Here is a 24,485-nt window from a genome sequence, read left to right as displayed (position 1 = left end):
GGGCCGGGGCGTTCGTGTCGTACATCGTCTTCTCGTCGCACGCCGCGGCCCCCCGGAACCGTTGGGTTCCGGGGCCGCCCCTTTCGCGTGTGCGGGGCTCTGCGTGCCCCGTGGCCGCCCGGCCGGCCAGCCAGCCGGTATCGGTCCCGTACCCGGTCCCGTACCCGTACGGGACCGGCAGTCGGCTCCGGGGCGGGTGCGGGGCCCTGTGGCGGCCCCGGAGCGTACGGCCGCTGGTGGCGGCCCCGGGGCCGACGGCTGCCCGTAAGGCGGCGGTACGGCGCTGCGGTGACGAGCGCGGGCGGGCAGCGCGAAGCGCCGGCCGATGGTTCCGAACCGGGCTGCCGGAGGTCCTTGGCCGGTGACAAGCCGCACAGAACAAATCGGACGTACTAGAGCGATTCGTAGATCCAAAAGCCCTCAAACCGGACCTCTGCCCCAGTGGGGGAGCGGTCAACAGGCCGGAGCGCCCCGGCTCGGCTACGAGCCCGGGTAGTAACAGGGACGTTTGGGGAACGCCGGGGGCGCGGGTTACCAAGGTTGAGCCAGCCCGGCACGTGCTTGATCGTGCCGGGTCACTTCATGCCCCAAGAGGGCGTGACTCGTCCTGTCCCCGGCCTCGGAGGTCTATTTCATGTTCGCGAAGCGCGTCTCTACCCGTCGTACCCGCATTGCCGTCGGCGTAACCACTCTCGGTGCGGTGCTGGCCCTCGGGGCCGGGACGACCGCCGCGTTCGCCGACACGACGCAGACCGCCCTCACCGGCACCGCCCAGCTGGTCGCCGAGCAGGCGGCCGCCCAGGCCGCGGCTGCCAAGGGTGCGGCCGCCAAGGGTGCGAAGACCGGCCTGTGGGACAAGCCCGTCGAGAAGTACACGCTGTCCGCGACCTTCGGCAAGGGCGGCACCATGTGGTCGCACAAGCACTCCGGCCAGGACTTCGCCGTCCCCGTCGGCACCCCGGTCAAGGCCGCGGGCGCCGGCACCGTCGTGAAGGCCGGCCCCAACGGCGGTGGCGACGGCCCGGCCTACGGCAACGCCGTCGTGATCAAGCACGCGAACAAGACGTACTCCCAGTACGCGCACCTCTCGCGGATCCAGGTCAAGATTGGCCAGAAGGTCTCCACGGACCAGCGGATCGCCCTCTCCGGCAACACCGGAAACTCCAGCGGCCCGCACCTGCACTTCGAGATCCGCACCACCCCGAACTACGGCTCGGCGATCAACCCGGTCGCCTTCCTGCGCAACGCCGGCGTCCACCTCTAAGCGGCAGTCTCCAAGCGGCAGCACGCACGCGCCGGCCGGCCGGGACCGTCGGCCGGCCCGGATCAGAGCAGGACCCACGCGCCGCTCGGCTTGACCGACGGGGACAGCTTGTTCTGACGGACGGCGGCGACCTGCTCCGGCGACAGGGCCACCGCGAAGGCCCGCATGCTGTCCATGGCGCCGTTCCAGGAGCCGCTCCAGTTGCCCTCGTGGCGGGAGCGGGCCAGCTGGAGCGGGCCCGGGGCGTTGTAGACGCCCGTGACCTGCCCCTCCGAGGTCTTCTTGCCGTTCACGTACAGGGTGATCGTCTTCTTCTCGGCGTCGTAGGTGCCCGTCAGCGTCGTCATGGTCTTCGCCATCTTCAGGCCCTCCGCGGCGATGGTCTGCGTCGTGGAGTCGGCCCCCTGGTCGCTCGTCTGGACCCGGAAGATCCACGCCGGCTTGCCGTTCACCTCGTCCGAGCCCAGCTCGAAGCCGAAGGTCTTCTCGTTGCCCTGGCTGACGGCTATCTGGCGCCCCTTCGGGGAGCGGTTCCAGACGCGGGCGGAGACGCTGAAGCTCTTGGACGCGTCGACGACGCGCTTCTCGGCCTCGGCGTACGACTTCTCGTTGCCCTTGGTCCGCAGCTCGTAGTGCTTGTCGATCGCGAAGACGCCGGCCTCGGCGCTCATCTTCAGGTGGTCCTTGCCGCCGTGGTCGCGGATCAGCGTCGGGTCGCTGGCGACGGTGGGGGATTTGTCGACCGGGGCCTTGCTCTTGGAGCCCTCCGGCTTGGGGGAGGCCGACCCGGTGGCCGCGGGGGCCTTGTCCGCGACGTCCGCGGCCTTGTCCTCCCCGCCCAGCAGCAGGAACGTTCCGCCACCGGCGAGCAGGAGCAGTACGGCCGCCACGCCGCCGATCGTCCACAGCCGCTTCTTGCGCCGCTCGGCGGCCGAGCGGTCGGCGAGCGCGTCCCAGTCCGGCTGACCGGACCGCTGCCGCTCGAACGGCGCGGGCCGCGCCCCGGCCGGCGGCCACGCCCCGCCCTGATCGGCCGGCCCGCCCGCCCCGCCCTGATCGGCCGGGGCTCCCGGCGCGCCGCCCGGGAACTGCTGGTAGGAACCCGGCCGGTACGGTCCGGGCAGGTCCTGCTGGTACGGGTTCGGGTGCCCCTGCCCCTGCCCCTGGTCCGCCGGGTAGCCGTAGCCGTAGCCGCCGCCGGACGCGGGCGGCGGCGGGTGGCCGTAGCCGTCGCCCGTCGAGGGCCGCGGGTCCTGGTCGGCCGGGTAGCCGTAACCGCCGGACGCGGGCGGCCCCGGCGGGAACCCGTAGCCGCCGCTCCCCGGGGCGGGCTGCTCGGGCTGCGGGCTGCTGGGGGGATTCGTACCGTCGGTCATGCCACGGATGCTAAGTCACGCGCCCGGCGCGGCCTACGGCCCGGTACCGCTCCGGCCGGGCCCGCACCGGTCGCGGCCGTTCAGTCCTGCGGCAGTTTGACCACCGGGAAACTGCCCGTCGCCGTCGGGGCGTGCTCCGGAAGCCACAGCACCGCCACCGCGCCCGCCGCCGTGCCCTCGCGCTCGAAGCCGCCCGGGGCCGCCACGTTGCGGAACGTCAGCCGCGCGCCCAGCACCCGCGCCTGCCCCTCCGCGATCGTCAGCCCCAGCCCGTGGCCCACGCCCGCCCGGTCCGTGGACCCGGTCCGGAACCGGCTCGGCCCCTCGCGCAGCAGTGCCTCGGGGAAGCCGGGCCCGTGGTCGCGGACCCGTACGACCCGCCCCTCGACGTCCACCTGGATCGGCGGCTGACCGTAGCGCGTCGCGTTGGCCAGCAGGTTCCCCAGGATCCGCTCCAGGCGCCGCGGATCGGTGCTGACGATCTCGTCCGCCACGACCCGTACGGACGCCTCCGGCATCAGCGCCCGCACCCGGCGGCTCACGAACTCGCCCAGCGCCACGTCCTGGAGCTCCGCCCGCTCGGACGCGCTGTCCAGCCGGGCCACCTCCAGTACGTCCTCCACCAGGGCGCGCATCGCCTGCGCCCGGTCGCGGACCAGCTCGGTCGGCCGCCCGGGCGGCAGCAGTTCCGCCGCCGTCAGCAGTCCCGTCACCGGCGTCCGCAGCTCGTGCGCGATGTCCGCGGTCACCCGCCGCTCGGCTTCCAGGCGCTGCTGGAGCGCGTCGGCCATGGCGTCCACGGCCCGCGCGAGGTCGTCCGTCTCGTCCCGTACGAGGCCCCCGACGGCGTCCCGCACCCGCACCTCGGGGTCCCCGTGGGCCACCCGCTGCGCGGCCGCGGCGGCCTTGCGCAGCCGGCGCGAGATCTGTCCCCCGATGAGCACGCCGAGCGCCGAGCCGCCGATCACGACGGCGAGCGAGCCGACGACCAGGGCCTGGTCGAGGTCCCGCACCATGTTGGCGCTCTCCCGGAACTGCGTGTGCAGCGACAGCACCTGCCCGTTGCCCAGGGGCACCGCGGCCCACACCTCGGGCGTGCCCTTGCGGGTCTCCTGCACGTACGTGCCGCGCCGGCCGGAGCGCGCCTTCTCACGCAGCTCGGCGGGCAGTTCCGGATCGTTGAGCTTGGCCACCATGGGCGGCTTGCGGCCGGCCTCGGCGACGCCGGCCATGAACTGGACCCGGTCGAGCTGCGTCTCGCGGGCGCTCTCCAGCATCGACACCCGGGCAGCGCTGTGCACCACCAGGCTCAGCGCCACCGCGGTGAGCGCGCCGACCGCGGCGATGGCGAGGGTGATCTTCCAGCGGATCCCCGTACGGAGGGTGAAGCGCCTCATGCCGTCCCGGCCTCAGGCCTTCAGCTTGTATCCGAAGCCGCGGACCGTTTCGATCCGGTCCTGGCCGATCTTGGTCCGCAGTCGCTGGACGTGGACGTCGACGACACGGGTGTCGCCGCCCCAGTCGTAGTCCCACACCCGCTCCAGCAGGCGGTCGCGCGACAGTACGGTGCCGGGCGCGGAGGAGAACTCCAGCAGCAGCCGCATCTCGGTCGGCGTCAGCGCCACGGCGGCGCCCGCCTTGCGGACCTCCATGCCCTCGGTGTCGACCTCCAGGTCGCCGAAGGCCAGCACCCCGCGCTCGCCGGAGTCGTCCTCGTCGCCGGACCCGCCGTTCCGCGGGCCGCCGGCGTGGCCGAAGCGGCGCAGCACGGCGCGGATGCGGGCGACCAGGACGGAGCCGTCGAAGGGCTTGGTGACGTAGTCGTCGGCGCCCGCCTCCAGGCCCAGCACCACGTCGATGGAGTCGGCGCGCGCCGACAGCATGATCACCGGGACGGTGGACTCGTCGCGGATGCGCCGGCACAGGCTCACGCCGTCCATGCCGGGCACCATCACGTCGAGCAGCGCGATGTCGGGGCGGTCGGCCCGGAAGGATTCCAGACCGGACAGGCCGTCGGGCATCGCGGTGACCACGAACCCGTCGCGTTCCAGCGCCAGGGTGGTGGCCTCGCGGATGACGTCGTCGTCCTCCACGAACAGGACATGGGTCTCGGCCATGCGGGAGCCTCGCCTCGGTTCTTCTCTTCGCTCGGTACTGAGGTGGTCAGGTGGGTCGGGCGCCGGAGCGGCCGGGCGGTCAGTTCTTCGGTGTGACCACCGGTGCGGGCTGGCCCCCGCCGTCGACCACGTTGCTGTACTCCGAGTGCACCCGGTCGTGCTCGACGAACTTCTCCCCGTTCCAGCGGTACGTGATCACGTCCTCGCCCGACGGATAGGCGAGCGCGTCGCTCTTTCCGTAGACCTGCTTCGTGACCACCAGGTCGCCCCGGTCGATCTCCGCGTAGACGGGTGGCTGCTCGTCCGAGAACACATTCTCGTACTTTCCGCTGTCCTCCCGGTACACGAACGAGCCGCGGCCCAGGGCGTCGGCGCAGGACAGCACGTTGACGACGACGTCCACGACGGGGCTGCCGGTGACCCGGCCGTAGCTGACGTCGACCGGGTACTCCTTGCCCGTACAGGGCTTGAGGTCGCGTTTGATCGCGTTGCTGACCTTGGGGTCCGCCATGAGGAGCCGGACCGGGTCCACCTTCGCCGCCGGCTTCCCCGACGCCGTCGAGGCGGGGTCGGCCGAGGAGGGGGACGGGGCCGTCTTGGCCACGGTGTCGGTGCGCGCCGGGCCGCCGTCGCGCAGGCCGGTGCCGCCGGTGGCGCAACCGACCGCGAACACGGCTGTGCCGACGAGGACGACCGTCCCCGCCGACATCAGCACCAGCGACCCACCGCTGCTCAAACCCTGGCCTTTCAGGCCGCGCACCGCTCACGCCCCTCGTACCGCATGGTGTGGTCACCGCGTTCCAGCGCGCGCATGTCGAGGTCCCGGCTCTCCAGTTCCTGCCGGAGGCGGGCCAGTGCGCGGTGCAGGGTGCTCTTCACGGTTCCCGCCGACATCCCGAGCGCCGCGGCCGTCTCCTCGGTGCTCATCTGCTCCCAGTGTCGCAGCACCACCACGCTGCGCTGTTTGGGCGCGAGCACCGTGAGGATGTCCATCAGCAGGGCGCGGTCGGCGCGCTGGTCGGAGCCGTCCTCGACGGAGGCGTCCGGGAGCTGCTCGGTGGGGACCTCGTCGAGCTTGCGGGCGCGCCACCACTCGGTACGGGTGTTGATCATGACCCGGCGGAGGTAGGCGTCGGCCAGGGACTTGTCGGCGATGCCGTCCCAGCGGCCGTAGGTGCGGACGAGGGCGGTCTGCAGGAGGTCCTGCGCGTCGGTGGGGTCCGGGACCAGGCGCCGGGCACTGCGCAGCAGCGCGTCCTGCCGAGTGCGTACGTACTCCTCGAATTCGAGTACCTCGCCGTGCGCCATCTCAGACCGCCTCCGTTCCGTCCAACCGCTCAACCGCTGCCTTACGGACCTGAAGGTACGGAGGGGTTGTCACGGGCCTGTGCGGGCCAGCCTTCGGTGGGCGCACGGACACCCATAGGTTGTGTAACAGTGCCCGTGAGCTGCGGTTTCCCGGTCCGGAAGCGGAATTGGGCAGTCAGCTCCGGACCGGTTCCCGTCAGGTCTGCGGAAGCCGGTAGAGGCCGCCGGCGAGAGGCTCCACGAGCCCGTCGGAGACCAGGCCGTCCAGCGCCCGGGCGCGCTGCACCGGTTCGTCCCAGACGGTGTCGAGCACCGCCTGCGGAACCGCGCCCACCGCCTCCCGGAGCACCGCCAGGAGCTTGCCGCGCACCTGCCGGTCCGTGCCGGCGTACGTCTGCCCGCGCCGCGGCGGCCCGTCGTGCGCCGGCTTCCCGGCCAGCCGCCAGGCGCACAGCCGGGCCACCGGGCAGCGGGCGCAGTCCGGGCTCTTCGCGGTGCACACGAGCGCGCCGAGTTCCATCGAGGCCGCCGCCCAGCGGGCCGCCGTGTCCTCGTCCGGCGGGAGCAGGGCCCGGGCGAGGCGCCGTTCGGCGGCGGTGGTGGCGTTCGGCGGGTACTCGACCCCGGTGGAGGCCCGCGCGAAGACCCGCCGGACGTTGGTGTCCAGCACGGCGTGCCGCTGCCCGTACGCGAACGAGGCGACGGCCGCCGCGGTGTACTCGCCGATGCCGGGCAGCGCGAGCAGCTGGGCGTGGTCCCGCGGTACGTCGCCCCCGTGCCGTTCCGTTATGGCCAGGGCCGCGCCGTGCAGCCGCAGGGCCCGCCGGGGGTAGCCGAGCCGCCCCCAGGCCCGTACGGCCTCGCCGGGGGCGTCGGCGGCGAGGTCGGCGGGCCGGGGCCACCGGGCGAGCCACTGCTCGTACACCGGCAGGACCCGCTTGACGGGGGTCTGCTGGAGCATGAACTCGCTGACCATGACCCCCCAGGGGCCGGCCTCGGGACGGCGCCAGGGCAGGTCGCGGGCGTGCTCGTCGAACCACGCGATGACGGGGGAGTGCAGGGCGGAGGTCGCCGCGGAGTGTGACGCGGACGTCTGTGACGCGGACGTCTGCGACGCGGAGGTGTGTGATGGGGATGCAGTCATGGCAGACGGCATCCTGACACGTTTCGCCCCTACCGCGCCGGGCCCGGACCGGTAAACCAGACAGCGGCGCGGACCCCGCTCGCCCGCATGGCCGCCGTGATCGTACTGATCGGACCGGTGAGCGCCAGCACGGCGAGGGCGGCCACCGCGCCGCCCAGCAGCAGACCGACCGCCACGTCGTGCGGGTAGTGCACGCCGACGAAGACGCGGGAGAAGGCCATCAGCAGGGCCACCGGCACGGTCAGCAGCGCGAGGCGGCGCACGGCGAGGGCGAGGGCGACGGCGGCGGCCCCGGCGATCGACGCGTGGTTGCTGGGGAAGGACCAGTCCCCGACCGGGGGGCAGACGAGCAGCGAGGCGGCCGCCCCGGTGACGGCACGACAGGGCCGGTCCTCGTCCATCGTGGACTTCAGGGCCTCGGAGGTGACGTACGCGAGGGCGGTGGCCAGCGGCGCGAGGACGGCGAGCGCCACCGTCCGGGGGCTGCGCCGGCTGCGCGAGCGCCACCAGACGGATATGAACAGCACGCCGAAGAGGAGGAGGCCGTACTCCGTCCATATCTCGAAGGCCGTCCGCACCCAGCCGGGCGTCGAGTGGGCGAAGTCGGTGATGTCGCGATAGAGGTCGGAGCTGTCCATGGTCACCGACGGTACTCAAGGAAAAAGGGCACCCGCGTCAGACTCCTGGCTGATTCCGGCCGCTTGTGACCGGGTTCGCGGGGTTCGGCAAGCTGATGATCGGCAAATCGAGCCCGCCGCACGGCATGTGGGGCACGGAACGGAGCGCGGACTCTCGTAAAGTTCCGTCCGTGGGATCTCTGCGCAATCCGGTCGGGCCGCTCCCCTCCTCCATCTACTGGCGACGGAGGGCTGTGCTGGCGTCCGTTGCCGCGCTCCTCGCGATTCTCGCCGTATGGGCCGTCAGCTCCGGCGGGAACGGGTCGAGTACGAACGGCAAGGGCCAGGGCCGCCCCGGCACCATCACGATCACCCCCGGCCCCTCGGGCACCGGGCCGGCGATCAGTCAGGCCCCGGGCGGCCGGGCCGAGTCGGGTGGCGCCGGTACGACCGGGGCCGAGGGCGGCGGCTCCGCGGGCACCGGCAAGAACGGCGAACCGGGCGCGTCCCCCGGCGCGGGCGCGGCCGGCGCCGCGGCGGCGGGTGCCGGGGGCGGTGGCGGTGGCGCGGCGCAGGTTCCGGCCGACTCCGCGCTTCCCACGTGCGCGGCCAGCGCCCTCCAGTGGGAGGTGAAGAGCGCGAAGAACGAGTACGAGGCGAACGAGAAGCCTCGGCTGGAACTGATCGCCCGCAACGTCTCCGGAACCACCTGCAAGGTCGATCTCGGCCCGAAGCAGGCAATCCTGACGATCCTTCAGGGGCGCGACAGCAAGGCGGTGTGGTCCACGGCGGACTGCCCGCCGGGCGCCGGCAACGTCTTCTTCCGGGTCTCCGCGCAGAGCGAGACCAAGCACGTCGTCGAATGGGACCGCACGTTCAGCGCCCCGAACGCGTGCCAGACGCCTCCGCCGGGCAGCGCGACCGCGGACACGTACGTGGTGGAACTCAAGTCCCCCGGCATGCCGGTGGCCAACACCTCGTTCGTCCTGAAGCAGGACTGACGCTCCGTCCCCCCTCCGGCGCCGGCCGGAAGGGGGACGCGCGGGGCACGTCCCGCGTCAGGCGTGGCGCACGTCCCGCGTCTCGCGCGTCTTAGACGTAGCGCTCCAGGATGGACGATTCCGCGAGGCGGGACAGGCCCTCGCGGACGCTCCGCGCCCGTGCCTCGCCCACGCCGTCGACTGTCTGGAGGTCGTCCACGCTGGCCGCGAGCAGCTTCTGCAGGCCGCCGAAGTGCTCGACCAGGCGCTCGATGATGGCCCCCGGCAGGCGCGGCACCTTCGCCAGCAGCCGGTAACCGCGCGGCGACACCGCCGAGTCCAGGGTCTCCGGCGACCCGGTGTAGCCCAGGGCCTTCGCGACGATCGCCAGTTCCAGCAGCTCCGGATGCGTCAGGGCGTCCAGTTCGGACAGGGCCTCGTCCACCGTGCGGGAACGCTTCGCCGTCGGCTCCGGCACGTAGTCCCGGATGACCAGCTCCCGCTCCTGCTCGATCCCGACCGTCAGCTCGTCCAGCTGGAGCGACAGCAGCCGCCCGTCCGTGCCCAGTTCGACGACGTACTCGGCGATCTCCGTCGCGATCCGGCGCACCATTTCCAGCCGCTGGGCGACCGCCGTCACGTCACGGACGGTGACCAGGTCCTCGATCTCCAGTGCCGACAGCGTGCCCGCGACCTCGTCGAGGCGCAGTTTGTACCGCTCCAGCGTGGCGAGGGCCTGGTTCGCGCGCGACAGGATCGCCCCCGACTCCTCCAGGACCCGCCGCTCACCGTCCACGTACAGCGCGATCAGCCGCATCGACTGCGACACGGAGACCACCGGGAAGCCGCACTGCTTCGAGACGCGGTCCGCCGTGCGGTGCCGGGTGCCGGTCTCCTCCGTGTGGATCGACGCGTCCGGCACCAGCTGCACGCCGGCCCGCAGGATCTTGGTGATGTCCTTGTCGAGGATGAGCGCGCCGTCGAGCTTGCACAGCTCGCGCAGCCGGGTCGCGGTGAACTCCACGTCCAGCACGAAGCCGCCCGTGCACATCGCCTCGACGCTCTTGTCCATCCCGAGCACGATGAGCCCGCCGGTGTTGCCGCGGACGATCCGTTCCAGCCCGTCACGCAGCGGCTGACCAGGTGCGACCGCGCTCAGCGAAGCACGCATCATGGCTTCCTGCTTGGAGCTCGCGCCCGACTTTCCGGATGCTGCTGCCCCGTCCTTGGCTGCCACTGCACTCCTCGGGTCGCGGGTTGCGCCGCCTGCGTACGGCCGGGCGGACCATCCGGAAGTCTACCGGCGCGCGCTGCGGCCCCGCCGTTGCTTGCGCGGGTCCGCCCGGCGGGGAGCTCGCAGGGGCCCCCTGACCAGGGGATCCGCCCGCTAGTCGGCCGCCTGCTAGTCGGCCGCCTGCTAGTCGGCCGCCCGCTAGTCGGCCGCCCGCTCCTTGGCCGGCGTACGGGAGCGCCCGCGCGGCAGCACGCGCAGGGCGTCACCCATGTCGGCCACCTCCACGACCTTCATCCCGGCCGGGACCTTGCCCGGATCGCACGGTACGAGGGCGTGGGTGAAGCCGAGCCGGTGCGCCTCCGCCAGCCGGCGCTGTACGCCCGTCACCCGCCGCACCTCGCCGGCCAGGCCCACCTCGCCGATGGCGACGAGGTTCTTCGGGAGCGGTACGTCGCTGGCGGCCGAGGCCAGGGCCAGCGCGATCGCCAGGTCGGCGGCCGGCTCGGTCAGCTTCACCCCGCCCACGGTCGCGGAGTAGATGTCGCGCTTGCCGAGCGCGGTGATCCGGCCGCGCTGCTCCAGCACCGCCAGCATCATCGACACCCGCGAGGTCTCCAGCCCGGAGGTCGTGCGCCGGGGCGAGGGGATCTGCGAGTCCACCGTCAGCGCCTGCACCTCCGCGACCAGCGGGCGCTTGCCCTCCAGGGTCACCGTCAGGCAGGTCCCCGGAACGGCCTCGGCACGCCGGGTCAGGAACAGCCCGCTCGGATCGGCGAGCCCGGTGATCCCCTCGTCGTGCAGCTCGAAGCAGCCGACCTCGTCGGTGGCGCCGTACCGGTTCTTGATGCCGCGCACGAGCCGCAGCCGGGCGTGCCGGTCGCCCTCGAAGCTCAGCACCACGTCGACCAGGTGCTCCAGGAGCCGGGGGCCGGCGATGGCCCCGTCCTTGGTCACGTGTCCCACGAGGATGGTGGACATGCCCCGCTCCTTGGAGGCCCGGATCAGCGCCCCGGCCACCTCGCGCACCTGGGCCATGCCGCCGGGCGCCCCGTCGATCTCGGGGGAGGCGATGGTCTGTACGGAGTCCAGGACGAGGAGGGCGGGCTTCACGGCGTCGAGGTGTCCGAGCACCGCCGAGAGGTCGGTCTCGGCGGCGAGGTAGAGATGGTCGCTCAGCGCGTGGATCCGGTCGGCCCGCAGCCGCACCTGGCTCGCGCTCTCCTCGCCCGTGACGTACAGCGTGCGGTGCTCGTCGCCGGCCGCCTTCGCCGCCACGTCCAGCAGCAGCGTCGACTTGCCCACGCCCGGTTCCCCGGCGAGCAGCACGACGGCGCCGGGCACCAGGCCGCCACCGAGGACGCGGTCCAGCTCGTCCACGCCGGTGCTGCGCGCGGTCGCCGTCCGGCCGTCGACCTGGGCGATCGGCACGGCGGCGGTGGAGACCCGGCCCGCGGCGGTGGTGCGCACGGCGGGCGCGCCCATCTCCTCGACGGTCCCCCACGCCTGGCACTCGGGACACCGCCCGAGCCACTTCGCGGTGCTCCACCCGCACTCGGTACAACGGTAGGACGGCCGGTCCTTGGCGGATGAACGAGCGGTGCGGGCAGCCATGCGCCCCACCGTAGCCGCCCCCACCGACAACACCGGCGGGGGCGGGTGGGGCGGACGCTCCCGCCTCTCCCACCTCTCCCGCCCGGAAGGTGTGCCGGAACGACCGCGTCAAGGCCCGCGTCAGCGCGTCGCCGATCTGTTCACCCGTAAGGGCTAAAACTGCTGAAGGCTTCCGGGCCGTCACCGGCGCGCCGCCTACGGTCGCGAGGTGAACAGCAGCAACCAGGCACACCCCTCATCGCGCACCGGCGCACACCCGGCGCACGGGCGCACGCCCTCAGAGGGTCCGGAGGAGGGTTCCACGGGGGGTCCCGCGGGTGCCCGGGGTCCTGTGGGTCCCGCGGGTCCGGTGGGGGAGCGGCAGCCGCCGGAGCCGCCGCCGTTCCGGCACGAGCCCTACCTGGACGGCCTGTTCACCTACTGCCTGTCGGTGCTGTGCGACCACGACACCGCCACCGAGGTGCTGGGCGACGCCCTCGCCGCGGCCGAGCGGTACCCCGGCCGCTGCCCCGACGAAGGGGACCGGCGGGCCTGGCTGTACGCCCTCGCCCGCTGGGGCTGCCTGCGCCGGCTCGCCGAGAAGCGCCGCGACCGGCGGGGAGCGCATTCCGCCCGGCGCACGCCGGAGCGCATCGACGGCGCGCACGCGCCGGGGGGCGCGACCCCCGGCCCGGACGGCGGCGAGCGCGTCCCCGTCGGCCGGCGTCCCCTCGACGTGAGCGCCTACCGCCGTACCGAGCTGGCCCGGCTCGCCTGGCCCGAGGCCGCCGGAACCACCCCCGAGCAACGTGAGGCCCTCGAACTCGCCGTACGCCACCGCCTCGGCGTCACCGAACTCGCCGCCGTCCTCGGTACGCCCCCCGCCGCCGCCCGGGAGCTCCTGTCCGGGGCCGCCTGCGAGGTCGAGCGCACCCGCGCCGCCCTCGCCGTGGTGGAGACCGGCGGCTGCCCCAGCGTGTCCCGGCTCACCGGCGACGGCCAGGTGCTGCTGTCCACCAGCCTGCGCGCCGAACTCGTCCGGCACGTCGACGACTGCCCGCGCTGCCGCCGCGTCGCCGAACGCGTCGGCGCCGGCTCCCCCTGGCCCGGCTCCGGCATCGACACGGCCGCGCTCCCCCTGGTCCCCGCTCCCCGCACCGCCGTCCACGCCGCGATGCTCCGGTCCGGCCGCCGGGGCGGCGGGCCCGGCCCGCGCTTCGACCGCACCGGGTTCCCGATGGACCCCAAGGACCGCGCCGCCCGGCGCGACCGGCTGCGCGCCCGTGCGGTGACCACCACCGTCGTCGCCACCGTCGTCGCGGCCCCGGTCCTGGCGCTGTGGGCGGCGTACCGGGGCGCCCCCAGCACCGGCGAGCCCGTCGGCGGAGACGTCACCCGCGTCTCCGCCGGCGAGTCCGAGATCCCGCCGCATGCCGGGGGCCGCCCGCTGGCCGCGTACGAGAACGCCGGCAACGCCGCCAGGACCACCGGCGGCCCCGGCTTCGCCCCGGGCAGCGCCGAACCCGACGTGTTCGTCGAGGTGATCAGCACCGGCCCGCCGGTCCCCTCCGACGCGGGCCGCCCCGGCGCCCCCGGCCGCCTCACCGTCGCCGCGTCCTCCCACGGCGCCACCACGCTGCTCACCCTCACCGCCTCCGGCGGCGGGCCGGTGGACTGGCAGCTGTGGTCCGACGCCCCGTGGCTGCGCGCGAGCCGGACCGCGGGCACGCTGGCCCCCGGGGAATCGGTCACCCTGCGGATCACCGTGGACACCGGTGCCCAGCCCGTCGGCGCCTGGACGGCCCGCGTCGGGGTCGACCCGGGCGGCGCCGTCGTCGCCATCCAGGGCCGCGGCCGCCCGGCGCCGCCGCCCGCCGAGCCGCCGCCGCCCGCGAGCCCGCGGCCCCCGTCGGCGGAGCCGACCCCGCCGCCGGCCACCCCGGCCCCGACGCCCACGCCGACCGAGCCGACGATCCCGCCGTCCCCGACCACCGAGCCGTCGGCGGAGCCGACGGACGGGACAGGAGGAACGGTTTCCCCGCCCCCGCCCCCGCCCCCGCCGGCCACCGACCCGCCGGCCCCGGGCTCCTAGCGGGTGCCCGGTCCGGGCGCCCGGGTCCCGGGGCGCCTCAGGGTGCGACCGGGTCCGCCGGGTGCGGGGCCATCGGCAGCAGCGAGGCGAGCCGCGCCTCGCACAGCCGGACGAGTTCCGCGTACGCCTCCTTGCCCATCAGCTCCGTCAGCTCGGGCCGGTACGTCACGTACACCGGGTCCCCGGCGCCGTGCGCGGAGGTCGCCGACGTGCACCACCAGTGCAGTTCGTGGCCGCCCGGCCCCCAGCCGCGGCGGTCGTACTCGCCGATCGACACCTGGAGGACGCGGGTGTCGTCGGGCCGGTCGATCCAGTCGTACGTCCGGCGGACGGGCAGCTGCCAGCAGACGTCGGGCTTCGTCTCCAGCGGCTCGCGCCCCTCGCGCAGCGCGAGGATGTGCAGCGAGCACCCCGCTCCGGCGGCGAAGCCGGGCCGGTTCTGGAAGATGCACGAACCCTCCCAGCGGCGGGTCTGCTTCTCCCCGTCGTCATCGAGCTGGGTCCAGCCGGTCTCGCTGCCCACGTCGTGGAACTGCCACAGCTCGGGCGTCAGCCGGGCCACGTTCTCGGCGACGCGCTTCTCGTCGTCCTCGTCGGAGAAGTGCGCGCCGAGCGTGCAGCAGCCGTCGTCCGCCCGGCCCGCCTGGATGCCCTGGCAGCCGCTGCCGAAGATGCAGGTCCAGCGGGAGGTCAGCCACGTCAGGTCGCAGCGGAAGACCTGTTCGTCGTCGGCGGGATCGGGGAACTCCACCCAGGCGCGGGGGAAGTCGAGCCCCTTCTCGTCGGGTACCGCGGGCTTGCGCTTGCCCTTGGCCTTGCCCGCGTCCTTCTTCGACCGGGTCGTGTTGGCCTTCTTCGTATTTGGCACAAACCCAAGCGTCTCAGATCAACCGAGGGATCCTGAGCCGGCCTGAGTGACCCGGCTCGAGGATGTGTGCCCAACGTGGAGGGGTGGCGTGGGCGTGGAGGTGGAATCCCGCACCCAGTGCTGTTCCTCGTGGCCGGTGTCGGCCGGTGGTGGGTGTGCTGATCGTCGTCACGCTCTGGTGCCGTTGGGCTGCGCGGGGCAGTCGGGGCCGGTCCGTGTGAGCGTGTCCCTCCGGACGCTGGCCCGCTGGGCCCGGGGGCCCGGCAGGGGAGGGTGTCCGGCGTCGCCTGGGCGTCGGACGTGTTGTCCTGTGCCGGGTGGGTTCGGTTTTGGCCCGGTCCCGCCGGCTGGTCTTCGGCGTGGCGGATGTGGTGACCGCCCCCGCTTCGAGGCTGTCGACGACGGCGCGGATGACCATGACTCCGGCGCTGCGGTCGGTGACGGTTCTGGTCTGGTGGGTGAGGCCGCGCGCTGCGATGCGCTGCCACGCGCCTTGGTCGCGGTCACCCTGCCAGCCGCAGTCCGGATGGGGACAGACGGCCCATTTCCAGCCAGGTGTGGTGGGGCGGTCAGGAGCCTTGCGGTGCCGTAACGGGGTGAGGCAGCGCGGGCAGTGCCTGGAGGTGTTGCGCGCGGGGACGATGACGACCGCTATGCCCGTTTCAGCGGCTATGTGTCGCATCCGGTCCACGATCTGCCCGCGTACCTGCTGGGAGAGCCGTGTGTTGAGGGTGCGGCCCATGCCACGGGCTTCCAGCGAGCGGAGGTCTTCCACGTAGATGACGCTCGCCCCGGCGGCGATGGCCTGGTCGACCGCCCAGCGGGCGGCACCCCGGGCCAGTGCGTCGTTGAGGTTCGACCTGCGTGCGCAGACCCGGATGATCTCCTCGCTCAGAACGGTGTGCTTGCCTGCCAAGGCGTGCTGCTCGCTTCCCGTGATGAGGCGCTGGTAGCGGTCGGCTTTGGCATGCAGGAACTCGAACTGGCGGCGTAGCCGGTGCTGTTTGGCCAGGACTCCGGCTGCCCGGAACATGCCTCCGGACCCAAGCACCGTGATCCGTCCGCCGTCGTCCAGGCGAGCGGCTCCGGCGGACAGCAGAGTGTTCAGACCCCAGTCCACACCCAGTGCGGCCCTGTGTCCGCTGCGAACGGTTTTCGGTACGCCGTGGGTGTAGGCGAGATCGACACGGATACCGCCCCGATGCGGGCGCAGGGTGGGCAGATGCAGCACCGCGGTTACGGGGATCGTCGAGGGCAGCTTGATGGAACAGGACACCCACGTCCAGTCCCGGTAGGACTTCGGGTCGGGCCGGGTGGGGAGCTGCAAACGCAGCAGTGCACGGCCCGGGTCATCGGCCCGTTCGATGGTGGCCTGCTGCCCGTCACATGCTGACAACAGCAGCATTCGAGCGGCTTTAGGTGTGTCCTCCAGCGCGAACACATCGGCGGGCATGACGCCGTTTCTCTTGAGGAACGCGGCGATCTGCCGGGTACGGGACGTGATGACGCTGGACGGCAGGAGCTGCCCGCCCGGCACCGCCGCGCGCACCGCATCCCACTCCTGACCCGTGCGTCTGCCGGGGGCGGCAGGCCAGGTCTCGACGACTGCGGCGGTGAGGTCGCCGCGCCACTTCACCGATCGGAGGACGCGTCCGGCCTGCTCCTGTGCCATGCGAACGATCCGGTCATTGACACGAACACCAGCCGGCGGCACGACGGTCCAGCCCAGACGGCGCAGAGCCATCCACGCGTGCGACGGCAGCCTTCTGCCCGCAGCGTCCTCACCCGACGCGAGCGCATCCACATCACACGAGCTCCAGTGCGCTCCCAAGAGCTCGGCACTCATACCGGCAACCAGGGCGGTAGCCCAGCCGACGCGTTCCGTCAGCACAGACGCGGGCAGTAGCAGCCCGCTCTTCTCGTCCACACCGCGTCGAAGCAGGCCGCGGACACAAGCGGTCCGAGTCGCCTCGCTCTTAACGAGTGGCATCTTTCGGTGCAACGTCCCCACGCCCTGACAGCTGGTGCTGTCATCCGATCAACGACACCCGCGCCGAAAGGTCACTCTGTTCGATCTGTGAACTCACAACCGGTAACCGTGTGCAAGGCGAAACGCGGGAGAACCGCACATGATCGCGACCGATGCCCAAGAAGGTGCGTGAACCTAAGCGCCCCTTACGCGACCCCCCGTCCTTCGCCGCAGTAGCGTTTCCCCCTATGAGACTCGGTGTCCTTGACGTGGGTTCGAACACGATCCATCTGCTGGTGGTCGACGCGCACCCCGGTGCGCGCCCCCAGCCCGCGCACTCGCACAAGGTGGACCTGCGCCTGGCGGAGCTCCTCGACGAGCGCGGCGCCGTCACGCCGGAGGGCGTCGAGCTGCTGGTGTCGGTGATCGGCGAAGCGGTGCAGGCCGCCGAGGACAAGGGCTGTGAGGACCTCGTCCCCTTCGCGACCAGCGCCGTCCGCGAGGCCACGAACGCGGACGAGGTCCTGGCGCGCGTCAAGCTGGAGACGGGCATCGACCTGCCCGTCCTCAGCGGTGACGACGAGGCCCGGCTGACGTTCCTCGCGGCGCGCCGCTGGTTCGGCTGGTCGGCCGGGAAGCTGCTGGTCCTCGACATCGGCGGCGGCTCGCTGGAGATCGCGTACGGGATGGACGAGGAGCCGGACCGCGCCGTCTCCCTCCCGCTCGGCGCGGGCCGGCTCACGGCGGGCTGGCTGCCGGGGGACCCGGTGGACGCGGCCGACGTCCGTGCGCTGCGGCGCCACGTACGGGCCCAGATCGCGCGGTCGGTCGGGGAGTTCAGCCGCTTCGGCGCCCCGGACCACGTGGTGGCCACGTCGAAGACCTTCAAGCAGCTGGCCCGCATCGCGGGCGCGGCCCGCTCGGCGGACGGCCTGTACGTGCAGCGGGACCTGACCCGCAAGTCCCTGGAGGAGTGGGTCCCGCGCCTGGCCGCGATGACCACGGCCCAGCGGGCGGCCCTCCCGGGGGTCTCGGAGGGACGGGCGAACCAGATCCTGGCGGGCGCGCTCGTCGCGGAGGGCGCGATGGACCTCTTCGGCGTGGAGGAACTGGAGATCTGTCCCTGGGCCCTGCGCGAGGGCGTCATCCTGCGCAGGCTCGACCACCTGCCGGCGGTGGGCGCGGAACGGCCCCAGGACGGAAGCGCCGTCCCCAGCCGACGGCAGGGGTGACGAGGACGGGCGCGGAGCCGGCGAAGACGACGCCTGCCCGGTCCGGCGGGTGACTCTCGTGACATCCCGGACCGTGCCGCGCCCCGCCGGCAGACCGCGGCGCGCCGGCCGGCAGACCCCTGGCAGCCCCGTATCCGCAGCTCGGACCGGCCGGCGCGCGGCCAGGGCCGCGCGGGGCGTGCGCCGGGCCGGTACGCCCCTCCCGGGCGCCCCTTCGGCCCGTCCGGGCCCGGCGCCGCGTCGGGCCCGTACCCTGTGTCCGTGGCAGAACCAGTCCGCGTACCGACCGCGAAAGTCGCGCTCTCCACGGCCTCCGTCTATCCGGAGTCCACGGCGACCGCCTTCGAGATCGCCGCGCGCCTCGGTTACGACGGCGTCGAGGTGATGGTCTGGACGGACCCCGTCAGCCAGGACGTCGACGCCCTGCGCCGCCTCTCCGACCACCACCGGGTGCCGATCCTCGCCGTCCACGCGCCCTGCCTGCTCATCACCCAGCGCGTCTGGTCCACCGATCCGTGGACCAAGCTCCAGCGCGCCCAGGCCGCGGCCGAACGGCTCGGTGCCTCCACCGTCGTCGTGCACCCGCCGTTCCGCTGGCAGCGCCAGTACTCCCGGGACTTCGTCTCCGGCATCTGGCGGATGGCCGACGAGACCGATGTCCGCTTCGCCGTCGAGAACATGTACCCCTGGCGCTACCGCGACCGCGAGATGCTCGCGTACGCGCCGGAGTGGGACGTCACCAAGGACGACTACCGGCACTTCACCGTCGACCTCTCGCACACCGCGACCGCCCGTACCGACGCCACCGCGATGATCGACCGGATGGGCGACCGGCTCGCGCACATCCACCTCGCCGACGGGAACGGCTCGGCGAAGGACGAGCACCTCGTCCCCGGCCGGGGTACGCAGCCCTGCGCCGAGCTGCTGGAGAGCCTGGCCCGTACGTCCTTCGACGGCCACGTCGTCATCGAGGTCAACACCCGGCGCGCGATGTCCGCCGCCGAGCGCGAGGCCGACCTCGCCGAGGCGCTGGCCTTCACCCGGCTGCACCTCGCGACCGCGTCCGGTGCCTCTGATGCCGCCGGGGTCCCCGGTCCGCCCGGTGTCCCCGGTGTCCCCGCCCTCCGGCCCCGGGCCCGGCGCACGTGACGGAGCCGAAGGAGTCACCGGAGCCGGAGCCGAATCCGGAGCCGGAGGCGAATCCGGAGCCGTCCGGGCCCGGGGACCTCCCGGCCCCCGCCCCCGCCGCCGCGCCGCGCCGCCGCCGCGGCCCCGGCCGGCCGCGCCACGACGAGGCCGACGAGGGACCCGGCACGCAGGAGCGCATCCGGCTCGCCGCCCGCTCCGAGTTCGCCGCGCGCGGCTACGACAAGACCTCCGTACGCGGCATCGCGAAGGCCGCGGGGGTGGACCCGGCCCTGGTCCACCACTACTTCGGCAGCAAGGACGACCTGTTCGCCGCCGCCATCGAGGTCAGCATGGAGCCGGCGCTGGTGATCCCGGCGATCCTCGGCGAGGGGCCCGACGGCATCGGCGAGCGCCTCGCCCGCTTCTTCCTCGGCGTCTGGGAGAACCCGGCCACCCGCGCGCCCCTCCTCGCGGTGATCCGCTCGGCCCTCACCCACGAGGCGGCGGCCGCCGTCCTGCGCCGGCTCGTCCTGCGCCGTCTGCTGGAGCGGATCGCCGCCGACCTCGACGTCCCGGATCCGACGTTCCGCGCCGAGCTGGCCGCCTCCCACATGGTCGGCATCGCCATCCTGCGCTACGTGGTCCAGGTCGAGCCCCTCGCGTCGGCGGACCCCGAGGACATCATCAGACTGGTCGCGCCCACTCTCCAGCGATACCTGACCGAAGAATGAGCCCCGCGTCCCGGCATCCGGACAGGGTGTCCGCATCGCGGGCGAGGGGCGTAGCCTCGTAACTGCTTCATATCTACAGTCGCGGCCGATCCGTACGGTCGGCCGCACCCCATGGGGAGTGAACCCGATGCCCGAGCTGAGGTCCCGCACCGTCACCCACGGCCGCAACATGGCGGGCGCACGTGCCCTGATGCGCGCCTCGGGCGTAGCGAGCGCGGACATCGGGAAGCCGATCATCGCGGTCGCCAACTCGTTCACCGAGTTCGTCCCCGGCCACACGCACCTGGCCCCGGTCGGCCGGATCGTCTCCGACGCCATCCGCGAGGCCGGCGCGATCCCCCGCGAGTTCAACACCATCGCGGTCGACGACGGCATCGCCATGGGCCACGGCGGCATGCTCTACTCGCTGCCCTCGCGCGACCTGATCGCGGACAGCGTGGAGTACATGGTCGAGGCGCACTGCGCGGACGCCCTGATCTGCATCTCCAACTGCGACAAGATCACCCCCGGCATGCTGATGGCCGCCATGCGCCTCAACATCCCGGTCGTCTTCGTCTCCGGCGGCCCGATGGAGGCCGGTCAGGCCACCCTCGTCGACGGCACCGTCCGCAAGCTCGACCTGATCGACGCCATGGTCGACGCCGCCAACGAGAACGTCTCCGACGAGGACGTGCTGCGGATCGAGGAGAACGCCTGCCCCACGTGCGGCTCGTGTTCGGGCATGTTCACCGCCAACTCGATGAACTGCCTCGCCGAGGCCATCGGCCTCGCCCTCCCCGGCAACGGTTCGGTCCTCGCCACGCACACCGCCCGCCGCGCCCTGTACGAGGACGCCGGCCGTACGGTCGTGGAGATCACCAAGCGCCACTACGAGCAGGACGACCACTCGGTCCTGCCGCGCAACATCGCCACCCGCGAGGCCTTCGAGAACGCCATGGCCCTCGACATCGCCATGGGCGGCTCGACCAACACGATCCTGCACCTGCTGGCCGCCGCCCAGGAAGCGGGCCTGGAGTACGACCTCACCGACATCGACGAGGTCTCGCGCCGCGTCCCGTGCCTCTCCAAGGTCGCGCCCAACGTGGCACCCGGCGGCACGTACTACATGGAGGACATCCACCGCGCCGGCGGCATCCCCGCCATCCTCGGCGAACTGCACCGCGGCGGACTCCTCAACAAGAACGTCACGAGCGTCCACTCCGAGGGCCTGGAGGACTGGCTCGCCGAGTGGGACGCCCGCTCGGGCACCGCCTCCGACACGGCGATGGAGCTGTGGCACGCGGCCCCCGGCTGCAAGCGCTCCGCCAGCGCCTTCTCCCAGTCCGAGCGCTGGGAGACCCTCGATCTCGACGCCGAGGGCGGTTGCATCCGCTCGGTGCAGCACGCGTACTCCAAGGACGGCGGCCTCGCCGTCCTGCGCGGCAACATCGCGGTCGACGGCTGCGTCGTGAAGACGGCCGGCGTCGACGAGTCGATCTGGACGTTCGAGGGTCCGGCCGTCGTCTGCGAGTCGCAGGACGAGGCCGTCGACAAGATCCTCCGCAAGGAGATCAAGGCGGGCGACGTCGTCGTCATCCGCTACGAGGGCCCGCGCGGCGGCCCCGGCATGCAGGAGATGCTCTACCCGACGTCCTTCCTCAAGGGCCGCGGCCTCGGCAAGGTCTGCGCGCTGGTGACGGACGGCCGCTTCTCCGGCGGCACCTCGGGCCTGTCCATCGGCCACGCCTCCCCGGAGGCGGCCTCGGGCGGCACGATCGCGGTGGTCGAGGACGGCGACCGCATCCGGATCGACATCCCGAACCGCTCCATCGAGCTGCTCGTCGACGAGGACACCCTCGCGGCCCGCCACGAGGCCCTCGGCGGCGTCTACGCCCCGAAGAACCGCGAGCGCAAGGTCTCTGCGGCCCTGCGCGCGTACGCCGCCATGGCCACCAGCGCCGACAAGGGCGCGGTCCGCGACGTGTCGTTGCTGGGCTGAGCCCCACCACCGCTGTGACGGGACCCCGCCGGGCGCACCGCCCGGCGGGGTCCCGTCGTCCGCGCGGCGGCCGGGCCGGCCGGCACGGTGAGCGGGTGTACGGGGGCGGCGTGTACGGGGCCGTGCGCAGGGGGGCGGTGTGTACGGGCGCGGGGTCCGGGGGCCGAAGCCGTCCGGTCAGCCCGTGCCGCCGGGGGCGGGGTCCCCTGCCGGCACCGCGAACACCGACCCGTCGGGCGCGGCCGCGTACACCCGCCCGTCGGCGACCACCGGCGCGGGCAGGGTCGCGCTGAACACGGCCTGACCCGCCCCCACCCGGGGCCCGGTCTGCCCCGCGAGCCGCCCGGCCGCCGCGTCGACGGTCAGCAGCCGCCCGTCCTGCGCCGTCAGGTACACGCGCCCGCCGGCGGGCACCGGCCGGGAGGCGGCCCCCGCGCCGGTCTCCAGCCGCCACCGCTCCTTGTCCGGCCCGACCGCCACGAGCCCGCCCCGGGCCTCGACCGCGTACACCGTGCCGTCCGCGCCCACCGACGCCTCCACTTCGTACAGCGGGGCCGCGAGCCGGACCCGGTGGACCGCGCGGGTCGCCGCGTCCACCCGTACGACGCCACCCGTCCGGGCGCCCGCGTCGTTGTCCAGCAGGTACACCGCACCGTCCGCCACCCCGACCGGCCGCAGCCGCCCGGCGGTCCGCGTCTGCCAGCGCACCGCCCCGGTCGCCGGATCCACCTCCGCGAGCAGGGTCGACCCGGCGCCCGCGTCGGGCGTCGCCGCGTAGAGCACCGGCCCGCCCGGACCGGCGGGACCGCCGCCCCACCACACGGAACCCGCACCGCCGATCCGCTTCGTCCAGCGCTCGGCGCCGCCCGCGGCGTCCAGGGCGGTGACCGTGCCGTCGGCGGCCACCGTGAGGACGTACGGTCCGGCCGTCACGACCCGGGTCCCGCCCGGCAGCCGGCGCCGCCAGCGCTCCGAGCCCGTCGCCGGGTCCAGCGCCTGCAGCAGTTCGCTGCCGGGCGCCACCGCGAGGACCAGCCCGCCCGCGTGCAGCGGCGTACTGTCGGTGACCACTCCGGGGGCGGGCGCGCCCGTACGGACCGACCACAGCACCGAGCCGTCCGCGGGGTCGAGCCGCGCGGCGGCCAGCCCCCGCCCCGAGCAGTACAGGCCGGCGCCGGAAGCCTCCGCGGATGCGGAACAGGACGCGGCGTGGCCGCCCAGGGACACCGCCCACGGCGAGAACGGCGTGCCCGCGGCGCCCGCGGTCCCCGGGGCCGGCGTCCCGGACGCGGGCCGCCCGGGGGCTTCGGCGCCCGTACCGGACCAGGCGTACCCGGTGACCGCCCCCGCCGCGAGCAGCAGCCCGAGCGCGGCGGCGAGCAGGACCGGCCCGCGCCGCCACCGGCGCCCGCCCGGCGCGGCGGGCGGCGCGGCGGGCGGCGCGGGCCGCTCCCGCCGGTGCGTGACCTCGTCGCCGGACCCGGGCCGCCGCGCCGCCGGCCGGCGCGGCCGGGGAATGAAGGTCTGGGTGTCCTCGGCGGTCGGATAGGCGACGGCGCGCATCTCCGAGATCAGCGCGTCGGCCGTCGGCCTCTGCGCGGGGTCCTTCGCCAGGCAGCGCGCCACGATCGGGGCGAGCCGCTCCGGCAGCCCCGTCAGGTCGGGCTCGCTGTGGACGACCTGGTACGCCACCAGGTAGTGGCTGTCGGAGTCGAAGGGCCCCCGCCCGGTCGCGGCGTGCACCAGCACCGCCCCCAGCGCGAACACGTCCGCCGCGGTGCCCACCTCCCGGGGCCGCTGGAACTGCTCCGGCGCCATGAACGGCGGCGTCCCGATCAGCTTGCCCGTCTCGGTCCGCAGGTCGCTGTCGGCCGGGCGCGAGATGCCGAAGTCGATGACCCGCACCCCGTCGGGGGCCATCAGCACGTTGCTGGGCTTCAGGTCCCGGTGCACGACGCCCGCCCGGTGGATGTCCCGCAGGGCCTCCGCCAGGCCCGCGGCCAGCCGGGTCAGCTCGACGGGGTCCAGCACCCGTTCCCGTACCCGCTCGGACAGCGTCGGCGCGTCGATGAACAGGGTGGCCATCCACGGCCGTTCGGCATCCGGATCGGCGTCCACGACGGGCGCGGTGAACGCCCCGCTCACCCTGCGCGCGGCCGCGACCTCCTGCCGGAACCGCGCCCGGAACTCCGGATCCACCGCATGCTGGGCGTGCACGACCTTGACGGCGAGTTTCAGCCCCGAACTGGAATCGGCGAGGTGGACCACACCCATGCCGCCGGAGCCGAGCACGGATTGGAGCCGGTACCGCCCGGCGTACTCCGGAAACCCCGCGTAGTCCGCGCGCAGCGAATGCACCGCTCACCACCCCCGCCGGAGCCTAGTCCATCGCCCTTACGCACACCCAAGGGCTTGGTACCCTGCGCGCGTTGCGCAGAGCAACACCCAAGGGGGGAGTTTCCACATGTCCATTGAGAACGATTCCAGCCAAGTCCAGACCGCCGCAGCCGCCGAAGCCACCGCCGAGGCGGGCCTGCCGACGTTTCCGCTGGCGCCCGGCAGCCGGGTCAACGTCCGCAGCGGCCCGGGTACCAACTACTCGATCATCGACGTCCTGCCGGCCGGCGGGTACGTCACCATCCGCTGCCAGTGCCCCGGGACGAACATCAGCGGCCCGTACGGCACCACCAACATCTGGGACTGCATCGGCAACGGCCGGTTCGTCTCGGACGCCTACGTGAAGACGGGCAGCGACGGCTACGTCGCCGGCCGCTGCGCGTAAGGCGCCCCTCGCGGATGCGGCCGGGTCCGCGCCGTCCGCCGCCGCCGCCGTCCGCGCCGTCCGCCGCCGGACGGC

Annotated in this window: 20 protein-coding genes; 8 read left to right on the top strand and 12 right to left on the bottom strand. The window is 73.6% G+C overall.

Annotated elements, in window-relative coordinates; genetic code table 11:
* Positions 1-634: 634 nt before the first annotated feature.
* Positions 635-1,264 (top strand): M23 family metallopeptidase, encoded by a 630-nt coding sequence (locus tag ABT106_RS22410; protein ID WP_351280100.1) that lies wholly within the window; start codon positions 635-637, stop codon positions 1,262-1,264.
* A 62-nt stretch (positions 1,265-1,326) separates the two neighbouring features.
* Here the strand turns inward: ABT106_RS22410 and ABT106_RS22405 are convergent, their stop codons facing one another.
* The 7 genes from ABT106_RS22405 to ABT106_RS22375 all read right to left on the bottom strand — a co-directional run bounded on the left by ABT106_RS22405 (position 1,327) and on the right by ABT106_RS22375 (position 7,847).
* Positions 1,327-2,640: a LamG-like jellyroll fold domain-containing protein gene (locus tag ABT106_RS22405; RefSeq protein ID WP_351280097.1), complete on the bottom strand. Its 1,314-nt coding sequence runs from the start codon at positions 2,638-2,640 to the stop codon at positions 1,327-1,329.
* A gap of 80 nt (positions 2,641-2,720) precedes the next feature.
* Positions 2,721-4,037 carry a two-component system sensor histidine kinase CseC gene (gene cseC / locus ABT106_RS22400; protein ID WP_351280095.1) on the bottom strand — a complete coding sequence of 439 codons (1,317 nt, stop codon included), beginning with the start codon at positions 4,035-4,037 and terminating at the stop codon, positions 2,721-2,723.
* Between the two features lie 12 nt (positions 4,038-4,049).
* Positions 4,050-4,757: a two-component system response regulator CseB gene (cseB, locus tag ABT106_RS22395; protein ID WP_351280093.1), complete on the bottom strand. Its 708-nt coding sequence runs from the start codon at positions 4,755-4,757 to the stop codon at positions 4,050-4,052.
* Between the two features lie 79 nt (positions 4,758-4,836).
* On the bottom strand, positions 4,837-5,466 hold the full coding sequence (locus tag ABT106_RS22390) for a hypothetical protein (protein WP_351280102.1): 630 nt from the start codon (positions 5,464-5,466) through the stop codon (positions 4,837-4,839).
* Between the two features lie 38 nt (positions 5,467-5,504).
* The gene (locus tag ABT106_RS22385) at positions 5,505-6,065 is read right to left on the bottom strand and encodes a SigE family RNA polymerase sigma factor (RefSeq protein ID WP_351280090.1); all 561 of its coding nucleotides are present in this window, start codon (positions 6,063-6,065) and stop codon (positions 5,505-5,507) included.
* Positions 6,066-6,261: 196 nt separating this feature from the next.
* Positions 6,262-7,209: an iron-sulfur binding domain-containing protein gene (locus ABT106_RS22380; RefSeq protein WP_351280088.1), complete on the bottom strand. Its 948-nt coding sequence runs from the start codon at positions 7,207-7,209 to the stop codon at positions 6,262-6,264.
* Positions 7,210-7,238: 29 nt separating this feature from the next.
* Positions 7,239-7,847, bottom strand: coding sequence for a phosphatase PAP2 family protein (locus tag ABT106_RS22375; RefSeq protein WP_351280085.1), 609 nt, complete (start codon positions 7,845-7,847; stop codon positions 7,239-7,241).
* 233 nt (positions 7,848-8,080) lie between these two features.
* On the opposite strand from ABT106_RS22375, the gene ABT106_RS22370 reads away from it, so the two are divergent.
* Entirely contained in the window at positions 8,081-8,827 is a 747-nt protein-coding gene (locus ABT106_RS22370) for a hypothetical protein (protein WP_351280083.1), read from the top strand.
* A gap of 91 nt (positions 8,828-8,918) precedes the next feature.
* Here the strand turns inward: ABT106_RS22370 and disA are convergent, their stop codons facing one another.
* Together disA and radA are read right to left on the bottom strand one after the other, a co-directional pair.
* Entirely contained in the window at positions 8,919-10,043 is a 1,125-nt protein-coding gene (gene disA, locus ABT106_RS22365; RefSeq protein WP_351280081.1) for a DNA integrity scanning diadenylate cyclase DisA, read from the bottom strand.
* Positions 10,044-10,238: 195 nt separating this feature from the next.
* Complete coding sequence (gene radA / locus ABT106_RS22360) at positions 10,239-11,651, bottom strand: DNA repair protein RadA (protein WP_351280078.1); 1,413 nt, start codon at positions 11,649-11,651, stop codon at positions 10,239-10,241.
* Positions 11,652-11,859: 208 nt separating this feature from the next.
* Between radA and ABT106_RS22355 the strand changes: the two genes are divergently transcribed.
* Positions 11,860-13,722 (top strand): BACON domain-containing protein, encoded by a 1,863-nt coding sequence (locus ABT106_RS22355; protein ID WP_502979450.1) that lies wholly within the window; start codon positions 11,860-11,862, stop codon positions 13,720-13,722.
* Positions 13,723-13,759: 37 nt separating this feature from the next.
* Here ABT106_RS22355 and ABT106_RS22350 read toward each other — a convergent pair whose 3' ends face one another.
* Positions 13,760-14,590, bottom strand: coding sequence for a DUF3109 family protein (locus ABT106_RS22350; RefSeq protein ID WP_351280074.1), 831 nt, complete (start codon positions 14,588-14,590; stop codon positions 13,760-13,762).
* Positions 14,591-14,603: 13 nt separating this feature from the next.
* Entirely contained in the window at positions 14,604-16,517 is a 1,914-nt protein-coding gene (locus ABT106_RS22345) for a zinc ribbon domain-containing protein (protein ID WP_351280071.1), read from the bottom strand.
* Positions 16,518-16,807: 290 nt separating this feature from the next.
* Between ABT106_RS22345 and ABT106_RS22340 the strand changes: the two genes are divergently transcribed.
* The 4 genes from ABT106_RS22340 to ilvD all read left to right on the top strand — a co-directional run bounded on the left by ABT106_RS22340 (position 16,808) and on the right by ilvD (position 21,628).
* Positions 16,808-17,791, top strand: coding sequence for a Ppx/GppA family phosphatase (locus tag ABT106_RS22340; RefSeq protein ID WP_351280069.1), 984 nt, complete (start codon positions 16,808-16,810; stop codon positions 17,789-17,791).
* 261 nt (positions 17,792-18,052) lie between these two features.
* Positions 18,053-18,940, top strand: coding sequence for a sugar phosphate isomerase/epimerase family protein (locus tag ABT106_RS22335; RefSeq protein ID WP_351280067.1), 888 nt, complete (start codon positions 18,053-18,055; stop codon positions 18,938-18,940).
* Positions 18,937-19,650, top strand: a complete 714-nt coding sequence (locus tag ABT106_RS22330) for a TetR/AcrR family transcriptional regulator (RefSeq protein ID WP_351280065.1) — start codon at positions 18,937-18,939, stop codon at positions 19,648-19,650. The genes ABT106_RS22335 and ABT106_RS22330 overlap by 4 nt, the downstream gene beginning before the upstream one ends.
* A 127-nt stretch (positions 19,651-19,777) precedes the next feature.
* On the top strand, positions 19,778-21,628 hold the full coding sequence (ilvD, locus tag ABT106_RS22325) for a dihydroxy-acid dehydratase (protein WP_351280062.1): 1,851 nt from the start codon (positions 19,778-19,780) through the stop codon (positions 21,626-21,628).
* Between the two features lie 177 nt (positions 21,629-21,805).
* Here the strand turns inward: ilvD and ABT106_RS22320 are convergent, their stop codons facing one another.
* A complete protein-coding gene (locus ABT106_RS22320; protein WP_351280059.1) occupies positions 21,806-23,986 on the bottom strand; it encodes a serine/threonine-protein kinase in 2,181 nt (726 codons plus the stop codon).
* 106 nt (positions 23,987-24,092) lie between these two features.
* On the opposite strand from ABT106_RS22320, the gene ABT106_RS22315 reads away from it, so the two are divergent.
* Positions 24,093-24,410 carry an SH3 domain-containing protein gene (locus tag ABT106_RS22315; protein ID WP_351280057.1) on the top strand — a complete coding sequence of 106 codons (318 nt, stop codon included), beginning with the start codon at positions 24,093-24,095 and terminating at the stop codon, positions 24,408-24,410.
* Positions 24,411-24,485 lie beyond the last annotated feature (75 nt).

The sequence above is a fragment of the Streptomyces sp. NPDC002044 genome, assembly GCF_040296725.1.
Lineage (GTDB): Bacteria > Actinomycetota > Actinomycetes > Streptomycetales > Streptomycetaceae > Streptomyces > Streptomyces antarcticus.
This window is presented reverse-complemented; position numbering and strand designations above follow the sequence as displayed.

Excerpts from the sequence above, each read along its gene's own strand:
- radA (WP_351280078.1), bottom strand. The coding sequence starts at position 11,651 with ATGGCTGCCCGCACCGCTCGTTCATCCGCCAAGGACCGGCCGTCCTAC.
- cseB (WP_351280093.1), bottom strand. The coding sequence starts at position 4,757 with ATGGCCGAGACCCATGTCCTGTTCGTGGAGGACGACGACGTCATCCGC.
- ABT106_RS22390 (WP_351280102.1), bottom strand. The coding sequence starts at position 5,466 with ATGTCGGCGGGGACGGTCGTCCTCGTCGGCACAGCCGTGTTCGCGGTC.
- ABT106_RS22385 (WP_351280090.1), bottom strand. The coding sequence starts at position 6,065 with ATGGCGCACGGCGAGGTACTCGAATTCGAGGAGTACGTACGCACTCGG.
- ABT106_RS22410 (WP_351280100.1), top strand. The coding sequence starts at position 635 with ATGTTCGCGAAGCGCGTCTCTACCCGTCGTACCCGCATTGCCGTCGGC.
- ABT106_RS22315 (WP_351280057.1), top strand. The coding sequence starts at position 24,093 with ATGTCCATTGAGAACGATTCCAGCCAAGTCCAGACCGCCGCAGCCGCC.
- ABT106_RS22380 (WP_351280088.1), bottom strand. The coding sequence starts at position 7,209 with ATGACTGCATCCCCATCACACACCTCCGCGTCGCAGACGTCCGCGTCA.
- ABT106_RS22405 (WP_351280097.1), bottom strand. The coding sequence starts at position 2,640 with ATGACCGACGGTACGAATCCCCCCAGCAGCCCGCAGCCCGAGCAGCCC.
- ABT106_RS22340 (WP_351280069.1), top strand. The coding sequence starts at position 16,808 with ATGAGACTCGGTGTCCTTGACGTGGGTTCGAACACGATCCATCTGCTG.
- cseC (WP_351280095.1), bottom strand. The coding sequence starts at position 4,037 with ATGAGGCGCTTCACCCTCCGTACGGGGATCCGCTGGAAGATCACCCTC.
- ABT106_RS22375 (WP_351280085.1), bottom strand. The coding sequence starts at position 7,847 with ATGGACAGCTCCGACCTCTATCGCGACATCACCGACTTCGCCCACTCG.
- ilvD (WP_351280062.1), top strand. The coding sequence starts at position 19,778 with ATGCCCGAGCTGAGGTCCCGCACCGTCACCCACGGCCGCAACATGGCG.